Here is a 23560-nt window from a genome sequence, read left to right as displayed (position 1 = left end):
AATAAAACAAAAAAAGCACATGCCTATCATAAGTTGAATGGCATATGCCTAATGCAGGGAAGAAATAGGATTAATTTTGTTCGCTACGGTTAATATCCAGATAGAACACACGGGTCAAAAGCTCAAGAAATTTGCTCACGACATAGGATTTGTTGTTTTTATGGTAGCTGACATACAGGTCTAAATAGGGCAACTCCACGTCCAGCGGACGAATCACGGTATTATCCATGGTTAGTGGTGCAATATAGCCAGGCAAAATGGTACAGCCTAGGCCCATTCCGATCGAGTTGATATTAAATAAAATATTATCGGCCTTTTGCACGATATTGAGTTCAATGCCGTTGGCTTTGGCAAAGTCCAGAATAGCCTGGTTCAGGGTCAAGGACTGCTCTGCTGATGGAATAATAAAATCAATACCATTCAATGCTTTAACAGGAATTCTTTCGTATTTTGCTAAGGGGTGATCTTTAGGCAGGAGAAAAATCAGCGGTTCACGAATCACGAACTGGCTTTCAATTTCATCACTATTGAAATTATGACGGGTAAATGTCAGATCTAGATCACCTTTTTTTAACAAACGCATCTGCTCATTGTTGTTCAGGCTGAGCAGTTCAATTTTTAAATCTGGGTTCTGTACACGTAGATTTGGCAAGATATAGGGGAAGATTTTCATCTCGGCTACCGGTACAAAACCGATACGGAGCATTTGCTGTTTGGCCTGTGACACCTGACGTGCCATGGCAACGGCTTTGTCCGCCTGTGCAAGGGTGAGACGGGCCTGTTCCAGGAATACGGCGCCTTCTTCGGTCAGCTCTACTTTACGTTTGGTCCGGTTGAGTAGCTTTACCCCGACATCTTCTTCCAGGTCTTTGATTTGCTGGCTAAGTGAGGGTTGAGCCGTATAAAGTTTAAGTGCTGCCTTACTAAAATTGAGCTCTTCAGCAACGGTGATAAAGTAGCGAAGGTGTCGTAATTCCATGTCATCAACCCAAAGAGTAATCCAAAAAATGTCTTACTATAATTTCCTCAAAGTATAATCTATAAACAACTATGTCGTGAAGATTATTTTCCCATTCATAAACTAAATGCTCTGGCGGGATTAATAGATGTTTTAATATAAAAATTCACGTGCTTAATAATTGCTTTAAGCTCTTAATTGAAACAAAAAAAATATTTCCCGAAAAACGCTGTCAAATCCATCATCGTTGAAAAGTTGAGTCTATTACTTTGTGCCAAAGATAGGTCACAGGAGAGCTTTTCATGAGTGGAAAAATTGATGTGCGCGAAATCGATGCTTTAGTCGATGCACAAAATGGACGTATCACGCCATCTATTTATACAGATCCTGACATTTACGAATTAGAACTCGAACGTGTTTTCGGTCGTACTTGGTTATTCCTTTGCCATGAAAGCCAAATTCCTAAGGCTGGTGATTTCTTCAACACCTACATGGGTGAAGATCCAATCATTGTGGCACGTCAAAAAGACGGCTCAATTAAAGCATTCTTGAACCAGTGCCGTCACCGTTCTATGCGCGTAAGCTTCGCAGACTGTGGTAATACACGTGCGTTTACTTGCCCATACCACGGCTGGTCATACGGTATTGACGGTTCACTAAAAGACATCCCGCTGGAAGATCGTGCTTACCCACATGGTGCATGTAAAGAGCAATGGGGTCTGGTTGAAGTGAATCGTGTGAAGTCTTACAAAGGCCTGGTATTTGCTTGTTGGGATGAAACCACACCTGACCTAGAAGAATACATGGGCGATATCGCTTGGTACTTAGATGGCGTTGTTGACCGTCGTCCAGGTGGTACTGAAATCATCGGTGGTGTACACAAGTGGGAAATCGAGTGTAACTGGAAATTTGCAGCGGAACAGTTTGCATCTGACCAATATCACGCCTTGTTCTCTCACGCTTCTGCGATCCAAGTATTGGGCGCAAAACCAGATGACGAATCATCTAAGAAATTAGGTGCTGCGCAAACTGCTCGTCCAGTTTGGGAAACTGCCAAAGACGCGATCCAGTACGGTTCACGTGGTCATGGTTCAGGCTTCTTCTTCACAGAGAAACCAGACGCAAACGTATGGGTTGACGGTGAAGTTGCCAACTACTTCCGTGAAACTTACGACGAAGTTAAAGAGCGCCTAGGCGAGACTCGTGCACTGCGTCTTGCAGGTCACAACACCATGTTCCCAACTTTGTCTTGGTTGAACGGTACTGCAACACTTCGCGTATGGCATCCACGTGGTCCAAACAAAACCGAAGTATGGGCATTCTGTATTGCGGATGCTGAAGCATCTCAAGAAGTGAAAGAAGCATTTGAACGTTCTGCAACGCGTGCCTTTGGTCCAGCCGGTTTCCTCGAGCAAGATGACTCTGAAAACTGGATCGAGATCCAAAAAGTTTTACGTGGTTATAAAGCACGTCAAAACAAACTCATTATGGAAATGGGTAAAGGCAACGAAAAAGTACGTGAAGATGGTATCCCAGGTATCACCAACTACATTTTCTCTGAAACTGCAGCACGTGGTATGTACCGCCGCTGGGCAGATTTATTGATCCATGAAAAATGGGAAGACGTAGAAAAAGCAGCTGACGAATATGAGAAGGAGCTTATGAAATGAGTCAAATCAGCTTAGAACTTCATCACCAAATTAGTCAGTTTCTATATCGTGAAGGCAAAGCACTAGACGACTGGAAATTCCGCGATTGGCTGGACATGCTGGCAGAAGACATCTCTTACACGCTACGTACCACGCCAAATGCACAAACCCGTGACCGTCGTCGTTCAGTTGAACCACCTACCACTTGGGTATTCAACGACACCAAAGACTTGCTCGAACGTCGTGTTGCGCGTCTTGAAACCGGTATGGCCTGGGCTGAAGAGCCTCCATCACGTACCACTCACATGGTGAGCAACGTGATTGTAGAGCCGACTGAAGTTGAAGGCGAATACGACGTGTACGTAACGTATTTGTTATACCGTACGCAAAAAGAGAAAGACATTGTCATTTACTGCGGTAAACGCCATGACAAGATCCGTAAAGTTGAAGGCGGCCTCGGCTTCCAGATCTTCAACCGTAAGATCACGCTTGACCAAGTTACTTACAGTTCACATAACCTGAGTGTGTTCTTCTAATGAATAAGATTTTTGTATGCCAAGTTGACGAATTAGACGAAGGCGAAGCGTTAAAAGTAGATTGTGGCGTAAACGGTATCGAAGCGCTTGCTGTATTTAACAATGGCGGTGAATTCTTCGCTATGAACGATAAATGCAGTCATGGTAATGCTTCTATGTCGGAAGGTTACCTTGAAGATGACGGTACTGTGGAATGTCCATTGCATTCAGCACGTTTCTGTTTAAAAACAGGTGAAGCATTGTGTCTACCTGCAACTGATCCAATCAAAACATTCCCAGTGATTGTTGAAGATGGCCAATTGTTTGTAGAGATGGCAGGAGAGTAAGCATGGGTTGGCTACAGGGCGAAGTTGCACTTATTACTGGTGGTGGTTCAGGCTTAGGCTGGGCTTTGGTCGAGCGTTTTATTGAGGAAGGTGCACAAGTTGCGGTTCTTCAACGTTCAAAAGCTAAAGTAGATGCATTAAATGAACACTTCGGTGGAAAAGTTCTTGCGATCGAAGGTGATGTAGCCAGCTATGCAGATAACGTTCGTGCAGTTCAAGCCACTGTGGAACGTTTCGGTAAACTCGATTGTTTCGTTGGTAATGCCGGTATTTGGGATCACTATGCCGATATCGTCAATACCTCTGGTGAGCAACTAGAAAAAGCCTTTGACGAGATTATGGGCATCAATACCAAATCTCTGATCTTCGGTGCGAAGGCTGCACTGGATGCATTGATCGCTTCTGAAGGTTCTATCATATTTACTTTGTCTAATTCGGCACTGTACTCCGCTGGCGGAGGCCCTGTATATACTGCATCTAAGCATGCGGGTGTCGGGATTATGAAAGAACTGGCTTACGAGCTTGCGCCTAAAGTACGAGTGAACGCTGTTGCACCGTCAGGTATGAATGCGAATATCAAAGGTGCGGCATCGCTGGGTCAGGAAAATGTGGGCCTGCTCGATGCACGTGATCCTGAGAAAATTGCACGTGGCATGCCACTGAATTTCTTGCCTGAACCGGAAGATATGACCGGTTCATACGTGCTGTTGGCATCTCGTCAAAACAACCGTCCTTTGACTGGTGTTCTGATCAATGCAGAATGCGGTCTGGGTATTCGTGGCCTACGTCAGCCACGTGCAGGTTTCTTTGACGAATAAACATCTAGTCTCATTCAAATGGACTTACCGGCAGCCTCTTCTCTCAGGGCTGCTTTCCTTCTAGGAGTCTCTCATGGCCGTTAAACTTATTTGTGCATCGCACAGTCCTTTAATGGAATTTGCTTCACCTCAAGATCAATCAAAAAAGCAAAAAGTTCGTGCTGCTTTTGAAAAACTCTCTGCTGAAGTAAAAGCTTACGACCCAACCCTGATCATCACTTTTGGTCCAGATCATTTTAATGGTTTCTTCTATGACCTGATGCCAAGTTTCTGCGTCGGTATTCGTGCCAAAGCTGCAGGTGACTGGGATTATGGCAAGGACAATGACCATATTGATGTACCTGAAGACAAGGCATTAGATCTGGTTCGACGTATACTGGATGAAGGCGTGGATGTTGCCTACTCATACCGTATGCAGGCTGACCATGGCGTGACTCAGCCCTTACATTTCCTGTGTGAAGGCAAACTTGACCGTTATCCAACGATTCCAATTTTTATTAATGGCGCTGCTGCACCTATGCCAACCACCAAGCGTACCATCGCTTTGGGCCGTGCTGTGGGTCAATACATCAAGTCTTTAAACCTTGAAAACGAGCGTGTGCTTGTTTTAGGTACCGGTGGTCTGTCACATGATCCACCTACACCGCAAATGGGTGCAGTACCGCCAGAAGTGGAAGAGTTCCTGATTGCAGGCCGTTATCCAACGCCTGAAGCACGTCATGCACGTCAATCCAAAATTATTGCAGTGGGTCAAAAGCTGGCAGCAGGGGATACGTCAGTTGCCGTGCCTCTGAATGCTGAATGGGATATTGCCCTGCTAGAAACCTTCAAGAACGCTGATTTTGCAACATTAGAAGCAATGACTGAAGCTGAAATCCGCCGTGATGGTGGTCGTGGTGGTCAGGAAGTCCGTTCTTGGATGGCTGCCTTCGCTGCCTTAAGCGAAATGGGTGAGTATGAAATGACCACGCATTGCTATGAAGACATCAGCGAATGGATTGCCGGCTTCGGTATCGTATCTGCAGAGTTAAAAGGTTAAGAAAATGAGCAACGTAAACAACATCGTGATCGTGGGTGCTGGCCAGGCAGGTGCGAGCGCAATTTTAGAACTTCGTGGCAACAAGTATGAAGGCAAAATTACCTTAATTGGTGATGAAAGCCATCTTCCTTATGAGCGCCCACCATTGTCTAAAGATGTGATTCTAAAACCTGAAGACACCAAGATCGAAATCCTGTCAGAACAGAAACTGGCAGATTTGGGTGTGGAAACAATTCGTGGAAATGGCGTGGCGAAAATCAATGCTGAAGCGAAAACCGTTGAACTCCTGAACGGTGATGTTGTTGCTTATGACAAACTCTTGCTTGCAACAGGTGGTGCCGCGCGCCGTTTGCCTAATTTCGATGCTTTGGGCAAACACGTTTATACCCTGCGTAACCTGGAAGATTCACAAACGCTGGTGCCTGTGCTTCAAGCCGGTCGCCGTATCATCCTGATTGGTGGTGGCGTGATTGGTCTTGAGCTGGCATCTTCAGCACGTTACAAAGACTGTCAGGTGACTGTGATCGAAATGGGTCCAATGGTCATGGGCCGTTGTTCACCACAAATCCTGAGCGAATTCCTGCTGGAACAGCATCGTCAAAACCAGGTTGATGTGCGTCTTGAAACCAAGATTGCAGATTGCCGTTTAGATGGTGAAGAAGTCGTGGTAACGCTGGAAGGCGGTGAAGAGCTTCGTGCTGATGCTGTAGTTTACGGAATCGGGATCGTGCCAAATGCACAGCTTGCAGTAGATGCAGGTCTGGACGTTGATGTTGCGATTAAAGTCAATGAACATTGCCAAACCTCGAATGCTGACATTTATGCAGCAGGCGATGTTGCGACTCAGTTGCGTGACTGTGGCAATCACCGCCGCGTGGAAACCTGGGAAAATGCCAACCTTCAGGCAGGTATCTTCGCGCGTCACGTGATGGATGTGGAACATCCGAAAGCCAATCCGGCCTGGTTCTGGACGGATCAGCTGAATATCAACTTCCAGTTTGTCGGCGATATGGCCGCAGCTGAATGGCATATCCGTGGTGAAATGGATGCAGCCAAAGGTGCAGATAATTCATTCGTGATGTATGGTGTGACAGATGGTCAGATCGTTGGCGGGATTACCGTGAATGCAGCCAAAGAAATGCGTCATTTGAAAAAAATGATCAGCAAAAATACGGCGTTTGATGTTGAAAAACATTTGGATATCGCACAAGACTTACGCAAAATTGCTTAAGTTGTATTGAGATATCTTGGGACAGACCTATGTTTTGCATAGGTCTGTTTTTTATGCACGAAACTTGATGAATTTATCAAAAATTAAAACTTCATCTCAGCATGAATTCGCTATACGCTATTTTTGAAGTTGCTGATCCAGAACTTCTTGGCCTCGTTTAGGAGACTTATGAGTTCTTCATCATCATTGCCGGTCACGGCAAGTATTTACGCTTTATTGGTACTGATCTGGGCAGCAACGCCACTGGCGATTGTCTGGAGCGTGGCCGAGATTCACCCAATGTGGGTGCTGATCATTCGCTATTTCGGTGCCTCGGTTATTGCACTGTTCCTGCTGAAGATCATGCGCGACCCGCTGCCTTTTGACCGTACTTCAATGAAAAGTTATCTGGCAGGCAGTTTGAATTTAATCGGTGCGCAGCTGTTTATTTATCTGGCAGCCAATTATTTAACCTCAGGGTTGATGGCACTAATTTTTGGTTTTTCACCGCTGATCGCTGGTTTGATCGGGCATATGATTTTAAAAACCCATAAACTGATCTGGCTGCAATGGCTCGGCATGGCAGTGGCCGTCGCCGGTTTATGTTTTGTTTTTGCCGACTCGGCAGACAGCAAGATCAATCCCTGGGGGGTGGTGCTGATGCTGATCAGTATGGTGTCTTATATCAGCTCGATCTTCTGGGTTAAGCAGATCAGTGCACCCTTGAGTCCGATGTCGCAAGCGACGGGTTCATTGCTGGTCTCCGCGGCTGGTTCAGTCATTTTAGTGCCGTTTATCTGGCAACATATGCCGACTCAGTTGCCTAGCACACAGGCAATGATCGGTTTTGTATTTACCATGATCATGTCTTCGATTGTGGCAATGCTGTGTTATTTCTGGCTGATTCGCCGTCTAAATGCTTCGACCGTTTCATTGAGTAATGTGATGACGCCGGTGATCGCTCTGGTATTGGGAGCAACCTTAAATCATGAAATTATCAGCAGTCATGCTTTTGCCGGTATTGCGGTAGTGATGTTCGGGATCATCATGTATTTCTGGAAAGAGTGGCGCGAGCAGTATTTTTCCAAGCATTAAAACTGTAAAAATCAAAAGGGCGAAAGCCCTTTTATTATTTGAGTAGAGAGTAAAGTGATTCAACAACGTGAGAGATCACGACTAAGCAACAATTTGTAAAACAACTTTCAAAAATAAATGATTAAGATTTTGATACATAAATTATTCAAGCTTGCACAAGCTTATTTAGGACAGTTTCAGGATGTCTGAATCCAATAAAATCGTAGTCTATGCAGCCCTGTTTGGCAATCTGGCGATTGCGCTGGTTAAATTTGTTGCGTCCTATATAACTAATAGCTCTGCCATGTTCAGTGAAGCAATTCATTCTGTAGTAGATACCTTGAATGAAATTTTACTGCTGTATGGCATGAAAAAATCAGAAAAACCGGCAAATGCCAAACATCCTTTTGGTTATGGGCGTGAACTGTATTTTTGGGCCTTTATTGTGGCACTGATGGTTTTTGCCCTGGGTGCGATTGTATCCATCTATCAAGGGATACAGCATATTCTTCAGCCTGAAGTCATGCAGGATCCATTGATCAATTATATTGTGCTGGGTCTGGCGATTCTTTTTGAAGGATTTTCATGGTCAGTGGCTTTAAAAACCTTTCGTAAACAAAAGGGAAATCTGGGATATTTTGAAGCCTTTCGACACAGTAAAGATCCAACGACCTTTACCGTGTTATTTGAAGATACTGCCGCCCTGGTCGGCTTGGTGATTGCTCTGGTCGGTATCTTTCTGGCGCATCAACTGAATATTCCTGAATTGGACGGTGCCGCATCGATTTTAATTGGTATCGTGCTGGCAGTATCTGCCTGGTTTCTGGCACGTGAAACCAAAGGTTTGTTACTGGGTGAAACGGCAGATCCAAAACTGCGTGAAGATGTATTGAACATTGCTCAACAGGATGCGGCAGTTTTTAGTGCTAATGGGGTATTGACTGAGCAGATGGGTGCTCAGCAAGTCATTGCATCATTGAGTCTGGAATTTAAAGATGATTTAACTTCTGATGAAATTGAAGCCTGTGTCAACCGGATCGAAGCGCAGATTAAACAGCTGCACCCGGAAATTATTGCTTTATTTGTGAAACCCCAAACCAAGGCCGTATGGCTGGAACGAACTCAAGGTCGTGTATAAAGATCTAAAAAACGCTTGAGGTTGGTATTTTGATCTCAACTTGCCTTTCTCGCACAATTGATGTGATGATACTGAGGTATGGCGAATTTCATCATAAAATCATCAATGGGCAGACATGCTTTTGTCAGTATAGGCTTATAAATATTGAGTATCATTTTGTATTTTTAGACAGAAGGACAAGAGCAATATTTTTCTAGATAATCCAAGACTTCAGCCAGCCATAAGGCCAATGAAATGCCATTTTTTTGCTAAAAATAACAAAAACATACATGATTTTCTGTGACGGATTTCATACTATGTTTTAGTGTGCCTGTTTTTAGTTTGTATGCTCATTAAAAGATGCACCGCTTGACCATTTCAAGAGGTTGTTGTCTTGCATATAGCGAATAATAAATAGTGGATGTTTATGCAAGATCTTCTCAAAACTAAAAAATTCCAGTTAATCACGGAATCCAGTTGGAAACATCTCTGGTCTAAGCCAGTGTTTGAGTATCTGCATTCAGATCATTTCGACGGAAAACAGTTTCGTAATCTTGAGCATGCTTCTCTATCGCGTGGTCGCTTTGATTTATACAAATGGCTCATTACCCGAAAATCCAAAACCTGGAATGTTAATCTTGATGAAGAGCGTGCCGAGTTTTTTTCTCGTCCACGCGCATTGCCACAGCAGCGTCCAGATGCAGCTCTGGATGACTGGCAAGTCTGGTTTATTGGTCACGCAACCACATTAATTCAGATCGGCCCCTATAACTTCCTGACCGATCCGGTTTGGGCTGAATATGCCAGTCCATCGGCTTCTACAGGGCCGCAGCGGGTCATTCCGGCTGGCATTGCCTTGGATGAATTACCTCAGATTGATGCCGTACTGCTCAGCCATAACCATTATGATCATATGGATCTGGCTAGTCTGGAATGGCTGCACAACACTTTTGAGATGCCTATTTATACTGGTCTGGGTAATGCCTGGTATTTGCCAGAACATTATACCGTGCATGAAATGGACTGGTGGGAAAGTGCCTTTTTTGAAGAGATCCGGATTGTCTATACGCCGGCTCAACATGCCTCAGGGCGCGGCATGCGCGATCAGAACTGTGCACTTTGGGGAGGATTTTCTTTATTACATGGCAAGGAACATTGTTTTTTTGCCGGAGATAGTGGCTACGCCTCACATTTTAAAGAAATTCGTAAACGTCTGGGTGCACCGCGAATTGCCTTACTCCCGATAGGAGCGTATGAACCGCGTGAACTGATGCGCGCGATCCATATGAATCCGGAAGATGCCTTTCATGCCCATCATGACTTGCAGGCCAAATGTTCACTGGCGATTCATTACCGTACTTTTCAGCTCACAGATGAAGACCGGGATGCACCGGAACATGAGTTGCATGAGATCATCAAGCATTCTTCCAAATTGATTAATCCGTTTTACTGCATACGGGAAGGCAAACGGATTATTGTTTAAGTACTTCCTGTTGTTCCTCTTGGATGAGTTGAATGGCCACTACAGAAAGCATCAGCATGGCGGTATTCATTACCACAGGATTGAATGCTGCAGTAAGTTGCAACGGGGCTGTGAATGCAATCAGCAGTAGTAATCCAGCAAGTCCGATAATATTCAACCTATGCAAGAGTATGGACCGGTTCCATTTCAGAAAGCATAAGCCAAATAGCATTTCACATCCTCCGGAAAGTCCAACCAAGACTTTGGCCAGTCCCAGCTCAAAACCCATATTTTGCCAGATTGTGATTTCAGCGGGTGATTGGAACAGAATTTTTGGAATGAGTCCCTGATAGAGCCATAGTATGACCAAAGTCAGCTGGATAGTACGCAGTGGTTGTAGGAATACAGGTTTAGGATTCACGAACAGCTTCTTCCAGAAAATGGCGTTTATTTTCGCTGGATGGAATCAGGCAATACTCGGTTTTGCCAAATAACCTGTAACGATTTAAAGCAACCACACGATACAGAAAATCCCGGATAAAACGCGGAACCAAATAACCTGCGCTCATTAAATTAAAGGGAAAACCGAGATGCTGCAGCACCTTCAGCAAGGCAGTCGATTCCGTATAGAGTGTGCCATCTTGAATGACGAGCATCGTGGTGTAATGTTCGGTTGGCATCTGATAATGTTCGAGCAGTGCTGTACCTAAAGGCGATTGGGCGGAAACCAGTTTAAACTGTATCTTCTTATCGTATTTAATCAAAAACCGTGCCCAGTCATTACAGATCACACAAACAGCATCAAATAAAACGATGTCGTGTTGTTGAATGATATCTTCAATATTCGGATGCATTGTTGTATTTCTTTTTGTGCTGACTTGCTTCTATAGTGCTTGATGCTGCAATAAAAAACCACCCGAAGGTGGTTTCTATACATGTCTAAACTGGCTTAGAGAAAGCTAGGCAAACCTTTAGCTGGATCGGTTTCACGTGCTGCTTGGGCATCTGCTACAGTCATACCTAAGGCCTTAGCAACGCCTTGCCCATAAGCTGGATCGCAAGCATAACAGTTGCGGATGTGACGGTATTTGATGAAATCTAGTGCATCACCCATCGCTGCGGCCGTGTTATTAAACAGGGCCTGTTTCTGCTCATCATTCATCAGATTGAACAGGGCACGTGGCTGACTGAAGTAGTCATTGTCATCTTCGCGGAAGTCCCAGAAATCAGCATCACCGGTAATCTTTAATGCTGGTTCTTTAAACTGAGGTTGTTCCTGCCACTGGCTAAAACTGTTTGGCTCATAATGCGGCAATGAACCATAGTTGCCATCCATGCGGCCTTGACCATCACGGCGGTTCGAATGTACAGGACAACGTGCCGCATTGACCGGAACCTGTGAATGATTCACGCCAACACGGTAACGCGCTGCATCAGCATAGTTCACTAAACGTGCCTGTAACATACGGTCCGGTGAGTAGCTAATTCCCGGTACCAGATTGCTTGGTGCAAAGGCAGCCTGTTCTACATCCTGGAAATAGTTTTCCGGATTGCGGTTCAGTTCGAATTCACCGACTTCAATCAGTGGATAATCGCCCTTTGGCCAGACTTTGGTCAGGTCAAATGGATGATAAGGCACTGTTTCGGCTTCCAGTTCCGGCATGATCTGAACGTACATTTTCCATTTTGGATAGTCACCACGTTCGATGGCATCAAACAGGTCGGTCTGGCTGCTTTCACGGTCTTTGGCGATCAAGTCTGCAGCTTCAGCATCGGTCAGGTTCTGGATGCCTTGCTGGGTACGCATATGGAATTTCACCCAGAAGCGTTCATTCTTGGCATTAATAAAGCTGAAAGTATGGCTGCCAAAACCATGCATATGACGGTAACCGGTCGGGATCCCACGATCCGACATGACAATAGTTACTTGATGCAAAGCTTCAGGTAAGAGTGTCCAGAAATCCCAGTTATTGGTGGCACTGCGCTTGTTGGTTTTCGGGTCACGCTTGACTGCCTTATTCAGGTCAGGGAACTTGCGCGCATCCCGCAGGAAAAACACCGGGGTGTTATTGCCGACCAGATCCCAGTTGCCTTCTTCAGTATAGAATTTTAAGGCAAAACCGCGAATATCGCGTTCCGCATCGGCCGCACCACGTTCACCCGCCACTGTTGAGAAACGGGCAAACATTTCGGTTTTTTTGCCGACTTCAGAGAAAATTTTAGCGCGGCTATATTGGGTAATATCATTGGTCACGGTAAAGGTACCAAAAGCACCTGAACCTTTGGCATGCATACGACGCTCTGGAATCACTTCGCGGACAAAGTTGGCCAGTTTTTCATTCAGCCATAAATCCTGGGCAAGTAAAGGTCCACGCGCACCTGCCGTCATACTGTTCTGGTTGTCGACCACAGGGGCACCAGCTTCAGTGGTCAGGTGGGTGACAGGGCATTTTTTAAAATCTTGGCTCATCTTTCCTCTCCAAGTTTTGAATATCTTATGTCGTTTACCTAGTATTCATAAAATATTGAGATATATGCTAATCAGATCAGGTTTCGCTATATTTACAATATCTTTAAATAAAGAGTGTTACAGCACAAAACGGAATTCAGGGTATAATTGAGTGAGCTCACTCAAAAAATATTTTTAAATTTAATAAAGTTTAAAATGTTGAAAATTAAATGGTTACTCTTAAAAAGTAACGGGTTTTCCACTCTGTGACAATATCAAATTCTATATATTTTGAATAACTCGAATAATGAATGGGATTAAACGAAAATAACAATATCTAAGTCGATAATATGTTTTTATCAAAGGATAAAAATAATAAGTGAATAGTATTGTTTAAAATAAATTTTATAACTGATTTATTTTAAACGTTTTTTTAATCGAGTTTTGTTGGGCTGAAGAAACCCATAAAAATAATGAATGAAATAAGGGTGTTTTCTGGCTATAACTCCCATTTTTGCATATAGAAAATCCTGGCTAAATGGGCTTTATTTTTGAAAAAGCATTGGCAAATATGCTTGAAAATTAGTCAGTCGGCTCTATAATTATCTCACTCCTTCCTCCAAATTATATAGAGAGCAAGATGGCCAAGAAAAAAACAGCCGAGCAGGTAGTGATCCACAATTTTGTGGCAAAACACATGCATGAAGTCAACAAAAGCCAGGTTTTTGTAGATCGAAAGAAAAATTCAAAACGTGGCTACAACAAGCACAGACAAGGGCGATATTCCATGGAAGATCGCCCTTTTTTAATGGCCGCTTAAGGTCTGTAAGGTGGCTGGGGACGACGTGGGGGCTGCTTAGGATTAGTTTTAACTGGAGAGAGCGGGGCGACAGGTCGGTTGTTACGAGTTTGCGAATATTGATTTGGATACCGGGATGATGTTGTCGATTCATCCGCGATTAAGTCATTAAAGAATTTATTGAGTTTGCTTTGCACTGGTGCTTTGTGGTGAGGGGAATGAGGCTGTGGTCTGGCCTGCTGAAAACTGGCAAATTGATCTTTTTGTTGGTGATAGAGTCTGGCAGCAATGACGGAGGGGTCATCTCTGCCTAAACGCCGCCGTTGCGATGCCGAAATTTCAATGCCCAATAATGGAGTCATTTTAGGCCGATCGGCATAGCTCATTGCTCGATTGCTGGCGGGGCGTATATAAGATGAACCGGAATTATGAGCTTCTTTGCGGGCAGCCAAGGCCGGTGCAAGAATGACCACATAGAACACCGCAAAAATCATGAACAGGATGACCAGAAATTCCATAACCACCTCTACCACTGTCGAGGGACTGGAAAAAGTCCCGTATTAGGCACTCACCATACGTGATGCAGATTTCACCATATCCCCTAAACCATGGGTTCTGAAATAATATTCTAGCCAGCTTTTTACCATGAGCGGATTGTCCATTTTTAACACATGTGCCAGCAATTCCTGTGCATCACTCATCGGAACATGACAAATGGTTTTACGTACCCGCAAAATATTACTTGAACTCATCGACAGGGTGTTAAAGCCCATGGCCATGAGCAAAACTGCAGACAGCGGATCGCCTGCCATTTCACCGCAGATACTGACCGGTTTTTCATTGCGATGACAGTCCTGTACCAGACGGGTCAGGGCACGCAGTACTGCAGGGTGTAAATGTGAATAGACATTCGCTACCCGCGGATTATTGCGGTCCACGGCCAACAGATATTGGGTCAGATCGTTGGAGCCAACCGAGAAGAAATCCACCAATTCGGAAAACTCATCAATCTGATGTAGCACACTTGGCACTTCCACCATGATGCCGAGTTTCGGCTTGTTCACCTTGACTTGTTCTTCTTCCTGAATCGCCGCATGGTCACGTTCCAGTAGGTAAAGCGCTTCTTCAACCTCGCTGACACTGGTCACCATCGGCAGCAGAATATGCAGGTTATTCAGTCCGATACTGGCTTTGAGCATGGCGCGAATCTGTGAAGAAAAAATTTCCGGATGATCGAGGGTAAAACGAATGCCACGCCAGCCGAGAGCCGAATTTTCTTCTTCAATCGAGAAATACGGCAGGTCTTTGTCTGCACCAATGTCCAGCGTTCGCATCACTACCGGTTTGTTGGCAAAATGACTGAGTTGCTGACGATAAATCGCACGTTGTTCTTCCTCGCCCGGGAAGCGGTCACGCAACATAAACGGAATTTCAGAACGGTATAAGCCAACACCTTTGGCACCGCGCTGCACGCCACGCACCACATCAATCATCAGGCCGGTATTGACGTAGAGTTTGACCGCCACGCCGTCCGGAGTAATTGCATCTTTGGTTTCGTACTGGCGCAAATCTTTGGCAATCTGTTCTTCTTCTTTTTGAATTTCTTTATAGCGACTGCGCAGGCGCCGTGGCGGATTAATAAAGACACGGCCCTGATGTGCATCGACAATCATCTCTACATCATCGAGGGTGTTGATCGGCAGCTCAGTCACACCGACCACAGTCGGAATACCGAGAGCACGTGCCACAATCACCATATGCGAGTTCATGGCACCTTCAGTGGTGACAATCGCGGCAATTTTATCTACAGGTAGTTCAACCAGTGCCGCCGTCGATATTTCCTCACCAATCAGAATACTTTCATCAGTCAATTCACGGTGACTGGCATCGGCTTCCTGTAAACGTGCCAGAATGCGGCGGCCCAGATCTTTTAAGTCCGCCACCCGCTCACGTAAATAGTCATCTTCCATCTGGGAAAATTGTGCCACATGATTGTCAATGACAATTCGCACGGCGCCTTGTGCCCAGTGACCTTCACGAATAAAAGCTTTGATTTCTGCAGGCAGGGCATTTTCATCCAGCATACGCAAGAACACGCTAAACAGTGCGCGTTCCTCGGCCATCAACGCATCCTGCATTTTGTCATCTAGCGACTGGATTTCTTCGCGGACTGAATTCAGGGCGTTATCTAATAGCTGCAGTTCTTCGCTGATGTCATCCGCTTCACGGTCAGGGACTGCGGCAAGATCTGCTGGCGGATAGAGAATCACTGCACGACCTAAGGCAATACCACCGGAACCAGAAACTCCCTGAAAGGTTTTATAGGCAGGTAGGTTGCTCGGCTTACGGAATACATCGATATTGCCGACGGCATGGGCATGGGCGATGACGCCAGAAAGCTGTGCACAGAGCGTGACCAGAAAGGATTCAGCGGCTTCAGAAAAGTCCTGTGATTCTTTATTTTGAACCACCAGCACACCCATGACCTTACGGCGGTACATCACCGGCACACCGAGGAAGGAGTTATAAATTTCCTCACCGGTTTCAGGTAAAAACAGGAAGCGCTCATGTTTAGGGGCATTGTCCAGATTGACAATTTCCTCACGCTGTCCGACCAGGCCCACCAGACCTTCGCCGGTCTGCAAAGACACATGGCCCACAGATTCTGCATTCAGGCCTTTAGACGCCATGAGCAGATAACGCTGATTGCGTTCATCGAGGAGGTAGATCGAGCAGACATCAACCTGCATGGCCTCGGCCACATGCTTGACCATGATGTCGAGCGATTCATGCAAACTGGTGGACGCATTGATCTCCTGAACAATACGTCTCAAGGTGTCCAGTTGCATATTCGACATAAGGTCTGCTCCGTCTATTCAGAATTTCAGTGATTAAGTTTATTTATAACAATAGCCGCGTAAAAAATCTGCATTATTTATGCGATTTTTTAAGGTTTTTGTCGGGGCAGTTGCTGACACAACTCCATCAGGGCTTTGCGGTAAACATCACGTTTGAAATTCACGACTTGACCGAGTGGGTACCAGTAACTGACCCATTGCCATTGATCAAATTCGGGCGGATCAGACAGATTCAACTGAATATGCTGAACGGGGGCCGTGAGTTTGAGTAAAAACCACTTTTGTTTTTGACCGATACAGACCGGATCAGAGTCCGTACGAATGTATCGATGCGGCAAACGATAGCGCAACCAGCCTTTGGTTTGCGCGACTATCTGGACGTGTTCGGGCAATAAGCCAACTTCTTCTCTCAGCTCACGATAGAGTGCCTGCTCGGGGGTTTCTCCATATTGGATCCCGCCTTGTGGAAATTGCCATGCATTATGACCAATGCGTTTTGCCCATAAAACTTGTCCAGCATCGTTTGCCAAAATGATCCCGACATTCGGTCGGAAACCTTCAGAGTCGATCATTTGGCTACCTAAAAATTGTTTAATTTATGCCTTTGCCATCGGGGAGCATTATTTCGTTATCCAACTCGAAAAAAGCAAAGTTTAAAAATGTTAAAATTGCTATGATCTTAACGAATTTCTATCGACTAGCGGAGATAGATTTACAATTTTTTTCTTAAATTTCAGTTTTAACGAGTATTTTCATGAAATTGGCGCTATTTGATCTCGATCACACCTTGTTAAACACGGATTCAGATCATTCTTGGGGAGAGTTTTTGGTCAGTGAGGGCCTGGTCGATCCAGTTCAGCATCGCGCCATGAATGACAAATTCTATGACGATTATAAAAAAGGCCAGTTGGATCCTTATGCCTATAATGAATTTGTATTCCAGTTTCTGACCAAATATGACAATGATTATTTGGTTGAATTACATCAACTGTTCATGCAAAAAGTCATTCGTCCACAAATGCGTCCTGAAGGTTTTAAAGCCATTGAGCGCCACCGTGAAGCAGGACATGCCTTAGTGGGGATTACCGCAACTTCAGACTTTATTACCGCCCCCATTTTTCGTGAATTCGGAATTACTGAAATTATTGCCACCAATGCTGAAGTCATTGATGGGAAATATACTGGTAAAGTCATCAATACCGCATGCTATCAGCAAGGCAAGCTGGTGCGTCTGGAACAATGGCTGGAAGGCCGTGATGTCACCGAGTCTTGGGCTTATTCAGATTCGATTAATGACCGTTTCTTGCTGGAATATGCGGATCATGCGATTGCAGTCAATCCGGATGATCGTTTGGAAACTCTAGCCCAAGAACAAGGCTGGGAAATACAGGACTGGTCGATCTAAGTATTCTAGTCCCATTCATGTGATTTATTCAGCACAACTTCGGTTGTGCTTTTTATTTGCCTCAATGGAATATTAATGTTTTTTCACAGTCAGGCTGAATCAGACATGCTATGCTCAAAAAACAGGACATGATAACAATAGTAGATTCTGAGGTATGAGATATGACTCACGTTCGACCACGTATGACACATCTGTTCCAGCAGCTTGGCTTGGATGCCAGTGCAGAAGGTATTGAAACATTTATTCACGAGCATCAATTACATAAAGATCTGACTTTACTGGATGCGCCGTATTGGTCAGAGGCACAACGTCAATTTTTAAGCGAGAAAATAGCATCTGATGGCGAATGGGCGATTGTGGTGGATCAACTCAATGAATCCTTACATGAAAATTCAACTAATGAAGGATGATTAAAAAGCCAATCGTATGATTGGCTTTTTTAGACTATGACCTTACCTTTAGCGAATCCGTTTCCAGATCGTGACTTGTGACAGGGTATGTTGATACTTTCTGGCCGTTTCTCGAATCACAAAAGGCACATCTTGGGGTTCGTCCACCAATTCAAAGTGCTGGGTTAAAATGTTGGAAATACCAGCCAAAGTCGTGATCTTTTCCCCATCCTGCTGAAAACCGCCCAGCCATTCGCTACGCGCCGTATGTTCTTCCAGCCAGGTATAGGGCGAACTCAGCATTAAAATTCCACCTATATTGATACGTTTATGAATCTGCAATAAAAAGTCTTTCGGATGATGCAGCCGGTCAATCAGGTTCGCTGCCAGAATAAAATCATAGTCGCTAAAATGTGCTTTCAGGTTGCAGGCATCGGCCTGAAAAAATTCCGTTTTTGACGCAAACTGTTCCAAAGCGACATCTTCAAGTGAACAGCTTTTTTCTTCGCTTAATTCACCTTCTAGCGGCAGCTGATAACGTACCCTATTGCCTTGAGCCAAATAGACTGCCTGCTGGATAAAACGTGCTGAGAAGTCCAGACCGGTCACCTGATCAAAATAGTGTGCCAGTTCAAAGCTGGCGCGGCCGGTAGCACAGCCAATATCTAAGGCACGATGACATGGCACTTGCTGAAAATAGGGTTGTGCCAGATCGACCAGTGTTTTGGCAAAATTAGCGATACCAAAATATTCGGGGCCGTACTGGAATTCCAGATATTGGGAGACCAGCTGGTCGCTTTCATAGTTCGAAGGGAAATGTTGCAGTGCCTGATCAGAGGCGACGTAGCGAAAACCGGCATGCTGGAAGAAATGCCGTCTGAAGGCATAGCGGGAACTATATAAAGTTTCATTGCCCGCCGAAATCCAGGAGCCACCTTTCATCAGGTTATGGCGACCGTCAAAGGTTGGTGTACTGAAATCATCATAAAGCGGATGCACCTGAAAACCCTGAAATGGATAGATCGGAGTTTCAGTCCACTGCCAGACATTGCCCTGAATATCATAAAAATCGCCCTGCTTGAAATGATCGACCGGACAGGAGCTGGTGCCGTATTTCAACTCGATATTGGCCTGTTCAGGGCTCGGTAAATCTGAATCCAGATCGGAAACTGCATACAGGCGATACCATTCATCTTCAGTCGGCAAGCGAATGGTTTTTCCCAGCTGTTGCGATTTCCACTGACAAAAAGCCTTGGCTTCATGATAATTCACTTCTACCGGCCAGTCCCAAGGCATCGGCACTTCTTCCAGCATCAATCGCAGTGACCAGCCTAATTCAGTTTTGCGCCAGAAACAGGGATGAGCAGCTTGTGAAAATTGCAGCCAGCCTAGACCTTCTTCACTCCAGTAGTGTTCGGTCGGATAGCCATCAGCTTCGACAAAGGCCAGAAATTCCTGATTCGATACCAGATATTTGGAGGCTGCAAAAGCTGCAACCTCGGCTTCATGCCGGCCGTATTCATTGTCCCAGCCATAAAATGGATGGTTAAAATCTTTCTGTAAATGCACCTTACCTTCAGGCACATCCAGCAAAATATTATCCGGGGCCATGCCGGTAATAATATTGGCACGCCACTGCGGATGCTGGCGTACATGTTCCAAAGCATGCTGGCGGATCAGCACAGAAGAAGTTTCCAGATGGATCCGTTCATGTTCGATGCCCATGATGATGGTCCACCAAGGGTTTTGCCAGTTTAAGGGTAGAGTTAGCGGAGCATGTTCAAGGATGTTCAGGATCAGGGCGCGTACCTGATGCCGATAATCACGGACTTCCTGCACACTGGGCCAGTCATAGTGCACTTCATCCAGGTCATCCCAGCTCATCTCGTCTACACCGATCGCGAAGATACTTTCAAAATGCGGATTTACGCGTTCGCTAATTAGCTTGCTGAGCAGCAGTTTATTGACAAAAAAAGTGGCGGTATGGGCAAAATAAAAAATTAGCGGATGACGTAAAGTAATCGGCTTGATGAAAAATGCATCTTCATGTTTGAGGCATTCAAACAGTTGTTCATAGGTGTCAAAGGTGTTCAGGAAATATTCGCGCAGGCAGTGCCGGGCAGTCTGTTCATCGGCAAAATCAAGTGCCGGCGTGGGCAGCAGCATCGGTTTGGCCGAAAGCCATAGGCTGCTTGTATTTGTTTTATCTTGAGAGTGGGATTTTAAGGGAGAATCGAGCTGCATCCGTCAGGCTCCATCGAATAGTTTTAAGCATTCCTCTGCACTGCAAAAGAATGGAATTGTCTTAAAAATACTCGAAAGATATCGCCAGATGGGGTGTATTTAGGTAACAAAATGCTGCACCGTTTTGGATGCAGCATGTTCAGGAACGGCTTAAATAGACAGCGAGGCACCCTGCATGAGCTGAACCAGAGCCTGAGCTGCTTTGGACTGAGTACGACCGGGATGCCAGACCATGCCCAAACGACGGTTCATTTCCAAGTTGATGTCCAGCTGGTGCAGGTCGTGATTGACCAGGGTTTTTGGCAGTACTGACCAACCTAAGCCAATCGATACCAGCATCCGGATCGATTCCAGCGGATTATTGCTCATGCTGACTTTCGGTTTAATACCCTGTTTTTCAAATTCGGCCAAGGTGATCTGCGAAGTATAGGTCTGTGATGATGGCAACAGGCTCGGGTAGTCGAGCAAATCTTCCAGACACAGATTTTTTTGCTGCGCCAGCGGATGAAACGGTGCCACCACAAAGACCAGAGGATCATTCCAGATAGTTACATAATTCAGACGCGCATCACCCCGTGGCGGCAAGGTTAAAAATGCCAGTTCCAGATCGCCGGCAATCACCTGTTCATGCGCCTGCTCGGAATCAACAAAATGTACATCCAGGGTTACGTCCGGATATTCCTGGACATAACGGCGCAAATGACTCGGCAGATGATGCAGGCCAATATGATGACTGGTACCAATTTTCAGTTTGCCCTGTACCTGACCTTGTTCATGGCTCAAGGTATAATGAATATCCCCGAGTTCATTCAGCCAGTTTTTCACTTTAGGCAACAGGGAGTGTGCCGCGTGGGTGGCCTGTACGCCACGTCCGGCAGATTCAAACAGCTTGACCCCAAAGTATTCTTCCAGACTGTGAATACGTTTGGTGACAGCAGGCTGGGTAATGAAGAGCTGATCTGCGGCCAGAGAAATCGAACCGGTTTCCATGACTTTCACGAAAGCTTCAAAGGCTGCGAGATTCATCTTAATCACCTATAAAGAATTTTTATGTGTAAGTCTATTATTGTTATATTTTAAGAATAAATCAAAGTAAAATTAGCTCATCTATGTTGCAGTGCTGAATTACTATACATTTTCAAAGCCCTAGAATTTTAAAAACTAAAAAAGACCACCTTTAAGGGCAGTCTTTCATCAGGAACCTCGACCGAAGAGTTTAAGCGGTGATGTCCTTATTCTGCTGTTGGTTATTACGCTCCCAGATTTTTTCATGGAAGAAGAAAGCTACTGCTTGTACCGTTGGCTCTAATAAACTTAAGGCAATGGCCATCGTTAAACTGCCGGTTACCAAGTAACCCACAATCATCGCTACTGTAATGTGCATAATGTAGTAGCTGAAGGTCTTTTTGAACATGCGTTGGTTATTGTCTACAAAGCGTTGAATATGTGCCATGTCGAAGTTCCTCAAAATCATCATCTCTGTCGATGAAGAAATAATAATAATTCTCATTTAATTTGTAAAAACGAATATTTTTTATAAATTAATCGGAAAATTAGATTTATGAAAATAGAGCTAAAGCATGATTTGATTCAGCTTTTAAAAGATTCCAAAAAGTTTTTTAACTGATAAAAATGATAAATTAGATTTATGTGATTGCAGCGATATAATCAAAATCAGAGAAAGAATTTACCCAGTCCAGTGGAGTACATCGACATGGCAGGCGCAACCCAAACAGCAAAAACATTATATGATAAATTGTGGGACGACCATTTAGTAACGCAACGTGATGATGGTTCTGCCTTACTGTACATCGACCGTCACTTATTACATGAAGTGACTTCTCCACAGGCCTTTGAAGGTTTGCAATTGGCCGGGCGTAAGCCATGGCGTTTAAGCGCGAATATTGCCACACCGGATCATAACGTACCGACCTCGAAGAAAGAGCGTGAGCAGGGTGTTGCCGGAATTGAAGATGAAACCTCGCGCATCCAGGTGCAAACTTTGGATGACAACTGCAAGACCTTTAATATTGTTGAATTTGATATTAACGATATTCGTCAGGGCATCGCGCATGTGGTCGGGCCGGAGCAAGGCTTGACCTTACCGGGCATGACCGTGGTATGTGGTGATTCGCATACGGCAACACACGGTGCTTTTGGCTGTTTGGCGCACGGTATTGGTACATCAGAAGTTGAACATGTGTTGGCAACCCAATGCCTGGTTCAAAAGAAGATGAAAAACATGCTGGTGCGTGTTGATGGCAAATTAGGTCAGGGCGTAACACCAAAAGATGTGGTCTTGGCGATTATTGGCAAGATTGGTACCGCAGGCGGTACTGGTCACGCGATTGAATTTGGCGGTCAGGTCTTCCGTGACATGTCTATTGAAGGCCGTATGACTGTGTGTAACATGGCGATCGAAGCCGGTGCACGCGTGGGTATGGTCGCTGTCGATGACAAAACTATCGAGTATGTTAAAGGCCGTCCTTATGCGCCGACTGCGGAGCAGTGGGATCAGGCGGTGGCGTACTGGAATACTTTACATTCGGATGAAGGCGCATATTTTGATACGGTTGTGGTGTTGCAAGGTGAAGAAATTGAGCCGCAAGTGTCTTGGGGAACTTCTCCTGAGATGGTCATTCCAGTTTCTCAAGCAGTACCGACTTTAGAACAAGCCAAAGATGATGTACAACGCAATGACTGGAACCGTGCTTATCAATATATGGGCTTAAATGCCGGTCAGGCCTTGGCTGAGATTCAGCTGGATCGTGTCTTTATCGGTTCATGTACCAACTCGCGTATTGAAGATATCCGTGCTGCAGCTGAAGTGATCAAAGGTCGCAAAGTCGCATCTTCAATTAAACAGGCGATGGTGGTTCCGGGTTCTGGTCTGGTCAAAGCTCAGGCAGAAGCGGAAGGCTTGGACAAGGTATTTGTCGAAGCGGGCTTTGAATGGCGTGAACCGGGTTGTTCAATGTGCCTGGCAATGAATGCTGACAAATTACAACCAGGCGAGCATTGTGCCTCGACTTCGAACCGTAACTTTGAAGGTCGTCAGGGCAATGGCGGTCGTACCCATCTGGTGAGTCCAGCCATGGCCGCCGCCGCTGCGATTGCAGGTCATTTTGTTGATGTCCGTTCATTCTAGTTTAAGCCCTCATCCCGACCTTCTCCCAGAGGGAGAAGGAGTTCCCTCTCCTGAGTGAGTTTTGAAGCATTGCTTTAAA

At 45.2% G+C, this 23560-nt stretch carries 23 protein-coding genes; 13 read left to right on the top strand and 10 right to left on the bottom strand.

Annotation, left to right across the window (positions count from 1 at the left end):
* Window positions 1-70 precede the first annotated feature (70 nt).
* Window positions 71-979 (bottom strand): DNA-binding transcriptional regulator HcaR, encoded by a 909-nt coding sequence (gene hcaR / locus ACP7BU_RS07320; protein WP_044111817.1) that lies wholly within the window; start codon window positions 977-979, stop codon window positions 71-73.
* 281 nt (window positions 980-1260) lie between these two features.
* Between hcaR and hcaE the strand changes: the two genes are divergently transcribed.
* The 9 genes from hcaE (at window position 1261) to ACP7BU_RS07275 (ending at window position 10210) form a co-directional block, all read left to right on the top strand.
* A complete protein-coding gene (gene hcaE, locus ACP7BU_RS07315; RefSeq protein ID WP_004278520.1) occupies window positions 1261-2628 on the top strand; it encodes a 3-phenylpropionate/cinnamic acid dioxygenase subunit alpha in 1368 nt (455 codons plus the stop codon).
* Window positions 2625-3143: a 3-phenylpropionate/cinnamic acid dioxygenase subunit beta gene (hcaF, locus tag ACP7BU_RS07310; protein ID WP_425879058.1), complete on the top strand. Its 519-nt coding sequence runs from the start codon at window positions 2625-2627 to the stop codon at window positions 3141-3143. Before hcaE ends, hcaF begins: the two co-directional genes overlap by 4 nt.
* Window positions 3143-3469: a 3-phenylpropionate/cinnamic acid dioxygenase ferredoxin subunit gene (hcaC, locus tag ACP7BU_RS07305; RefSeq protein ID WP_004278517.1), complete on the top strand. Its 327-nt coding sequence runs from the start codon at window positions 3143-3145 to the stop codon at window positions 3467-3469. Before hcaF ends, hcaC begins: the two co-directional genes overlap by 1 nt.
* Before the next feature lie 2 nt (window positions 3470-3471).
* A complete protein-coding gene (hcaB, locus tag ACP7BU_RS07300) occupies window positions 3472-4287 on the top strand; it encodes a 3-phenylpropionate-dihydrodiol/cinnamic acid-dihydrodiol dehydrogenase (protein WP_425879060.1) in 816 nt (271 codons plus the stop codon).
* Between the two features lie 73 nt (window positions 4288-4360).
* Complete coding sequence (locus ACP7BU_RS07295; protein WP_425879062.1) at window positions 4361-5326, top strand: 3-carboxyethylcatechol 2,3-dioxygenase; 966 nt, start codon at window positions 4361-4363, stop codon at window positions 5324-5326.
* Between the two features lie 4 nt (window positions 5327-5330).
* A complete protein-coding gene (gene hcaD, locus ACP7BU_RS07290; protein ID WP_425879064.1) occupies window positions 5331-6557 on the top strand; it encodes a 3-phenylpropionate/cinnamic acid dioxygenase ferredoxin--NAD(+) reductase subunit in 1227 nt (408 codons plus the stop codon).
* Window positions 6558-6725: 168 nt separating this feature from the next.
* Window positions 6726-7631 carry a DMT family transporter gene (locus ACP7BU_RS07285; RefSeq protein WP_425879066.1) on the top strand — a complete coding sequence of 302 codons (906 nt, stop codon included), beginning with the start codon at window positions 6726-6728 and terminating at the stop codon, window positions 7629-7631.
* Window positions 7632-7812: 181 nt separating this feature from the next.
* Window positions 7813-8748 carry a cation diffusion facilitator family transporter gene (locus ACP7BU_RS07280; RefSeq protein WP_005261714.1) on the top strand — a complete coding sequence of 312 codons (936 nt, stop codon included), beginning with the start codon at window positions 7813-7815 and terminating at the stop codon, window positions 8746-8748.
* 406 nt (window positions 8749-9154) lie between these two features.
* Window positions 9155-10210 carry an MBL fold metallo-hydrolase gene (locus ACP7BU_RS07275; RefSeq protein WP_004278509.1) on the top strand — a complete coding sequence of 352 codons (1056 nt, stop codon included), beginning with the start codon at window positions 9155-9157 and terminating at the stop codon, window positions 10208-10210.
* Here ACP7BU_RS07275 and ACP7BU_RS07270 read toward each other — a convergent pair.
* The 3 genes from ACP7BU_RS07270 to ACP7BU_RS07260 all read right to left on the bottom strand — a co-directional run bounded on the left by ACP7BU_RS07270 (window position 10200) and on the right by ACP7BU_RS07260 (window position 12659).
* The gene (locus ACP7BU_RS07270) at window positions 10200-10610 is read right to left on the bottom strand and encodes a DoxX-like family protein (protein WP_004278508.1); all 411 of its coding nucleotides are present in this window, start codon (window positions 10608-10610) and stop codon (window positions 10200-10202) included. The two genes, ACP7BU_RS07275 and ACP7BU_RS07270, sit on opposite strands and share 11 nt — an antisense overlap.
* Window positions 10600-11043 carry a thiol-disulfide oxidoreductase DCC family protein gene (locus tag ACP7BU_RS07265; protein WP_425879069.1) on the bottom strand — a complete coding sequence of 148 codons (444 nt, stop codon included), beginning with the start codon at window positions 11041-11043 and terminating at the stop codon, window positions 10600-10602. Before ACP7BU_RS07265 ends, ACP7BU_RS07270 begins: the two co-directional genes overlap by 11 nt.
* 95 nt (window positions 11044-11138) lie before the next feature.
* A complete protein-coding gene (locus ACP7BU_RS07260) occupies window positions 11139-12659 on the bottom strand; it encodes a catalase (RefSeq protein WP_425879071.1) in 1521 nt (506 codons plus the stop codon).
* A 619-nt stretch (window positions 12660-13278) separates the two neighbouring features.
* Between ACP7BU_RS07260 and ACP7BU_RS07255 the strand changes: the two genes are divergently transcribed.
* A complete protein-coding gene (locus tag ACP7BU_RS07255; RefSeq protein WP_004278505.1) occupies window positions 13279-13458 on the top strand; it encodes a DUF7230 family protein in 180 nt (59 codons plus the stop codon).
* Here ACP7BU_RS07255 and ACP7BU_RS07250 read toward each other — a convergent pair.
* The 3 genes from ACP7BU_RS07250 to ACP7BU_RS07240 form a co-directional block, all read right to left on the bottom strand.
* Entirely contained in the window at window positions 13455-13955 is a 501-nt protein-coding gene (locus ACP7BU_RS07250) for a hypothetical protein (protein WP_425879073.1), read from the bottom strand. The two genes, ACP7BU_RS07255 and ACP7BU_RS07250, sit on opposite strands and share 4 nt — an antisense overlap.
* Window positions 13956-13997: 42 nt before the next feature.
* The gene (gene ptsP, locus ACP7BU_RS07245; protein WP_425879075.1) at window positions 13998-16295 is read right to left on the bottom strand and encodes a phosphoenolpyruvate--protein phosphotransferase; all 2298 of its coding nucleotides are present in this window, start codon (window positions 16293-16295) and stop codon (window positions 13998-14000) included.
* Window positions 16296-16384: 89 nt separating this feature from the next.
* On the bottom strand, window positions 16385-16867 hold the full coding sequence (locus tag ACP7BU_RS07240; RefSeq protein ID WP_425879077.1) for an RNA pyrophosphohydrolase: 483 nt from the start codon (window positions 16865-16867) through the stop codon (window positions 16385-16387).
* 182 nt (window positions 16868-17049) lie between these two features.
* On the opposite strand from ACP7BU_RS07240, the gene ACP7BU_RS07235 reads away from it, so the two are divergent.
* Together ACP7BU_RS07235 and ACP7BU_RS07230 are read left to right on the top strand one after the other, a co-directional pair.
* The gene (locus tag ACP7BU_RS07235; protein ID WP_425879079.1) at window positions 17050-17700 is read left to right on the top strand and encodes an HAD family hydrolase; all 651 of its coding nucleotides are present in this window, start codon (window positions 17050-17052) and stop codon (window positions 17698-17700) included.
* Window positions 17701-17861: 161 nt separating this feature from the next.
* Window positions 17862-18110 (top strand): DUF2789 family protein, encoded by a 249-nt coding sequence (locus ACP7BU_RS07230; RefSeq protein ID WP_005245905.1) that lies wholly within the window; start codon window positions 17862-17864, stop codon window positions 18108-18110.
* 48 nt (window positions 18111-18158) lie between these two features.
* Here the strand turns inward: ACP7BU_RS07230 and ovoA are convergent, their stop codons facing one another.
* From ovoA to ACP7BU_RS07215, 3 genes are all read right to left on the bottom strand, one after another.
* The gene (gene ovoA / locus ACP7BU_RS07225) at window positions 18159-20333 is read right to left on the bottom strand and encodes a 5-histidylcysteine sulfoxide synthase (protein WP_425879081.1); all 2175 of its coding nucleotides are present in this window, start codon (window positions 20331-20333) and stop codon (window positions 18159-18161) included.
* A 150-nt stretch (window positions 20334-20483) separates the two neighbouring features.
* Window positions 20484-21359 carry a LysR family transcriptional regulator gene (locus ACP7BU_RS07220; RefSeq protein WP_004278498.1) on the bottom strand — a complete coding sequence of 292 codons (876 nt, stop codon included), beginning with the start codon at window positions 21357-21359 and terminating at the stop codon, window positions 20484-20486.
* A 190-nt stretch (window positions 21360-21549) separates the two neighbouring features.
* Window positions 21550-21786, bottom strand: coding sequence for a DUF2061 domain-containing protein (locus ACP7BU_RS07215; RefSeq protein ID WP_425879084.1), 237 nt, complete (start codon window positions 21784-21786; stop codon window positions 21550-21552).
* A gap of 261 nt (window positions 21787-22047) precedes the next feature.
* Between ACP7BU_RS07215 and leuC the strand changes: the two genes are divergently transcribed.
* Complete coding sequence (gene leuC / locus ACP7BU_RS07210; protein WP_005107970.1) at window positions 22048-23481, top strand: 3-isopropylmalate dehydratase large subunit; 1434 nt, start codon at window positions 22048-22050, stop codon at window positions 23479-23481.
* The last annotated feature ends 79 nt before the right edge of the window (window positions 23482-23560 follow it).

It is taken from the genome of Acinetobacter sp. 40AMC3-4, assembly GCF_049898185.1.
In the GTDB taxonomy this organism is placed as follows: Bacteria; Pseudomonadota; Gammaproteobacteria; order Pseudomonadales; family Moraxellaceae; genus Acinetobacter.
The sequence above is the reverse complement of the archived record's forward strand: the minus strand, read 5'-3'. Positions and strand labels throughout refer to the sequence as shown.

What these genes read in the sequence shown, in the direction of transcription:
- ACP7BU_RS07255 (WP_004278505.1), top strand. Translation starts at nt 13,279, where the DNA reads ATGGCCAAGAAAAAAACAGCCGAGCAGGTAGTGATCCACAATTTTGTG.
- hcaE (WP_004278520.1), top strand. Translation starts at nt 1,261, where the DNA reads ATGAGTGGAAAAATTGATGTGCGCGAAATCGATGCTTTAGTCGATGCA.
- ACP7BU_RS07260 (WP_425879071.1), bottom strand. Translation starts at nt 12,659, where the DNA reads ATGAGCCAAGATTTTAAAAAATGCCCTGTCACCCACCTGACCACTGAA.
- hcaF (WP_425879058.1), top strand. Translation starts at nt 2,625, where the DNA reads ATGAGTCAAATCAGCTTAGAACTTCATCACCAAATTAGTCAGTTTCTA.
- ACP7BU_RS07275 (WP_004278509.1), top strand. Translation starts at nt 9,155, where the DNA reads ATGCAAGATCTTCTCAAAACTAAAAAATTCCAGTTAATCACGGAATCC.
- ACP7BU_RS07230 (WP_005245905.1), top strand. Translation starts at nt 17,862, where the DNA reads ATGACTCACGTTCGACCACGTATGACACATCTGTTCCAGCAGCTTGGC.
- ACP7BU_RS07295 (WP_425879062.1), top strand. Translation starts at nt 4,361, where the DNA reads ATGGCCGTTAAACTTATTTGTGCATCGCACAGTCCTTTAATGGAATTT.
- ACP7BU_RS07240 (WP_425879077.1), bottom strand. Translation starts at nt 16,867, where the DNA reads ATGATCGACTCTGAAGGTTTCCGACCGAATGTCGGGATCATTTTGGCA.
- ACP7BU_RS07285 (WP_425879066.1), top strand. Translation starts at nt 6,726, where the DNA reads ATGAGTTCTTCATCATCATTGCCGGTCACGGCAAGTATTTACGCTTTA.
- ACP7BU_RS07235 (WP_425879079.1), top strand. Translation starts at nt 17,050, where the DNA reads ATGAAATTGGCGCTATTTGATCTCGATCACACCTTGTTAAACACGGAT.
- ptsP (WP_425879075.1), bottom strand. Translation starts at nt 16,295, where the DNA reads ATGTCGAATATGCAACTGGACACCTTGAGACGTATTGTTCAGGAGATC.
- hcaC (WP_004278517.1), top strand. Translation starts at nt 3,143, where the DNA reads ATGAATAAGATTTTTGTATGCCAAGTTGACGAATTAGACGAAGGCGAA.
- ACP7BU_RS07265 (WP_425879069.1), bottom strand. Translation starts at nt 11,043, where the DNA reads ATGCATCCGAATATTGAAGATATCATTCAACAACACGACATCGTTTTA.
- hcaD (WP_425879064.1), top strand. Translation starts at nt 5,331, where the DNA reads ATGAGCAACGTAAACAACATCGTGATCGTGGGTGCTGGCCAGGCAGGT.
- ovoA (WP_425879081.1), bottom strand. Translation starts at nt 20,333, where the DNA reads ATGCAGCTCGATTCTCCCTTAAAATCCCACTCTCAAGATAAAACAAAT.
- leuC (WP_005107970.1), top strand. Translation starts at nt 22,048, where the DNA reads ATGGCAGGCGCAACCCAAACAGCAAAAACATTATATGATAAATTGTGG.
- ACP7BU_RS07280 (WP_005261714.1), top strand. Translation starts at nt 7,813, where the DNA reads ATGTCTGAATCCAATAAAATCGTAGTCTATGCAGCCCTGTTTGGCAAT.
- ACP7BU_RS07215 (WP_425879084.1), bottom strand. Translation starts at nt 21,786, where the DNA reads ATGGCACATATTCAACGCTTTGTAGACAATAACCAACGCATGTTCAAA.
- ACP7BU_RS07220 (WP_004278498.1), bottom strand. Translation starts at nt 21,359, where the DNA reads ATGAATCTCGCAGCCTTTGAAGCTTTCGTGAAAGTCATGGAAACCGGT.
- hcaB (WP_425879060.1), top strand. Translation starts at nt 3,472, where the DNA reads ATGGGTTGGCTACAGGGCGAAGTTGCACTTATTACTGGTGGTGGTTCA.
- ACP7BU_RS07250 (WP_425879073.1), bottom strand. Translation starts at nt 13,955, where the DNA reads ATGGAATTTCTGGTCATCCTGTTCATGATTTTTGCGGTGTTCTATGTG.
- hcaR (WP_044111817.1), bottom strand. Translation starts at nt 979, where the DNA reads ATGGAATTACGACACCTTCGCTACTTTATCACCGTTGCTGAAGAGCTC.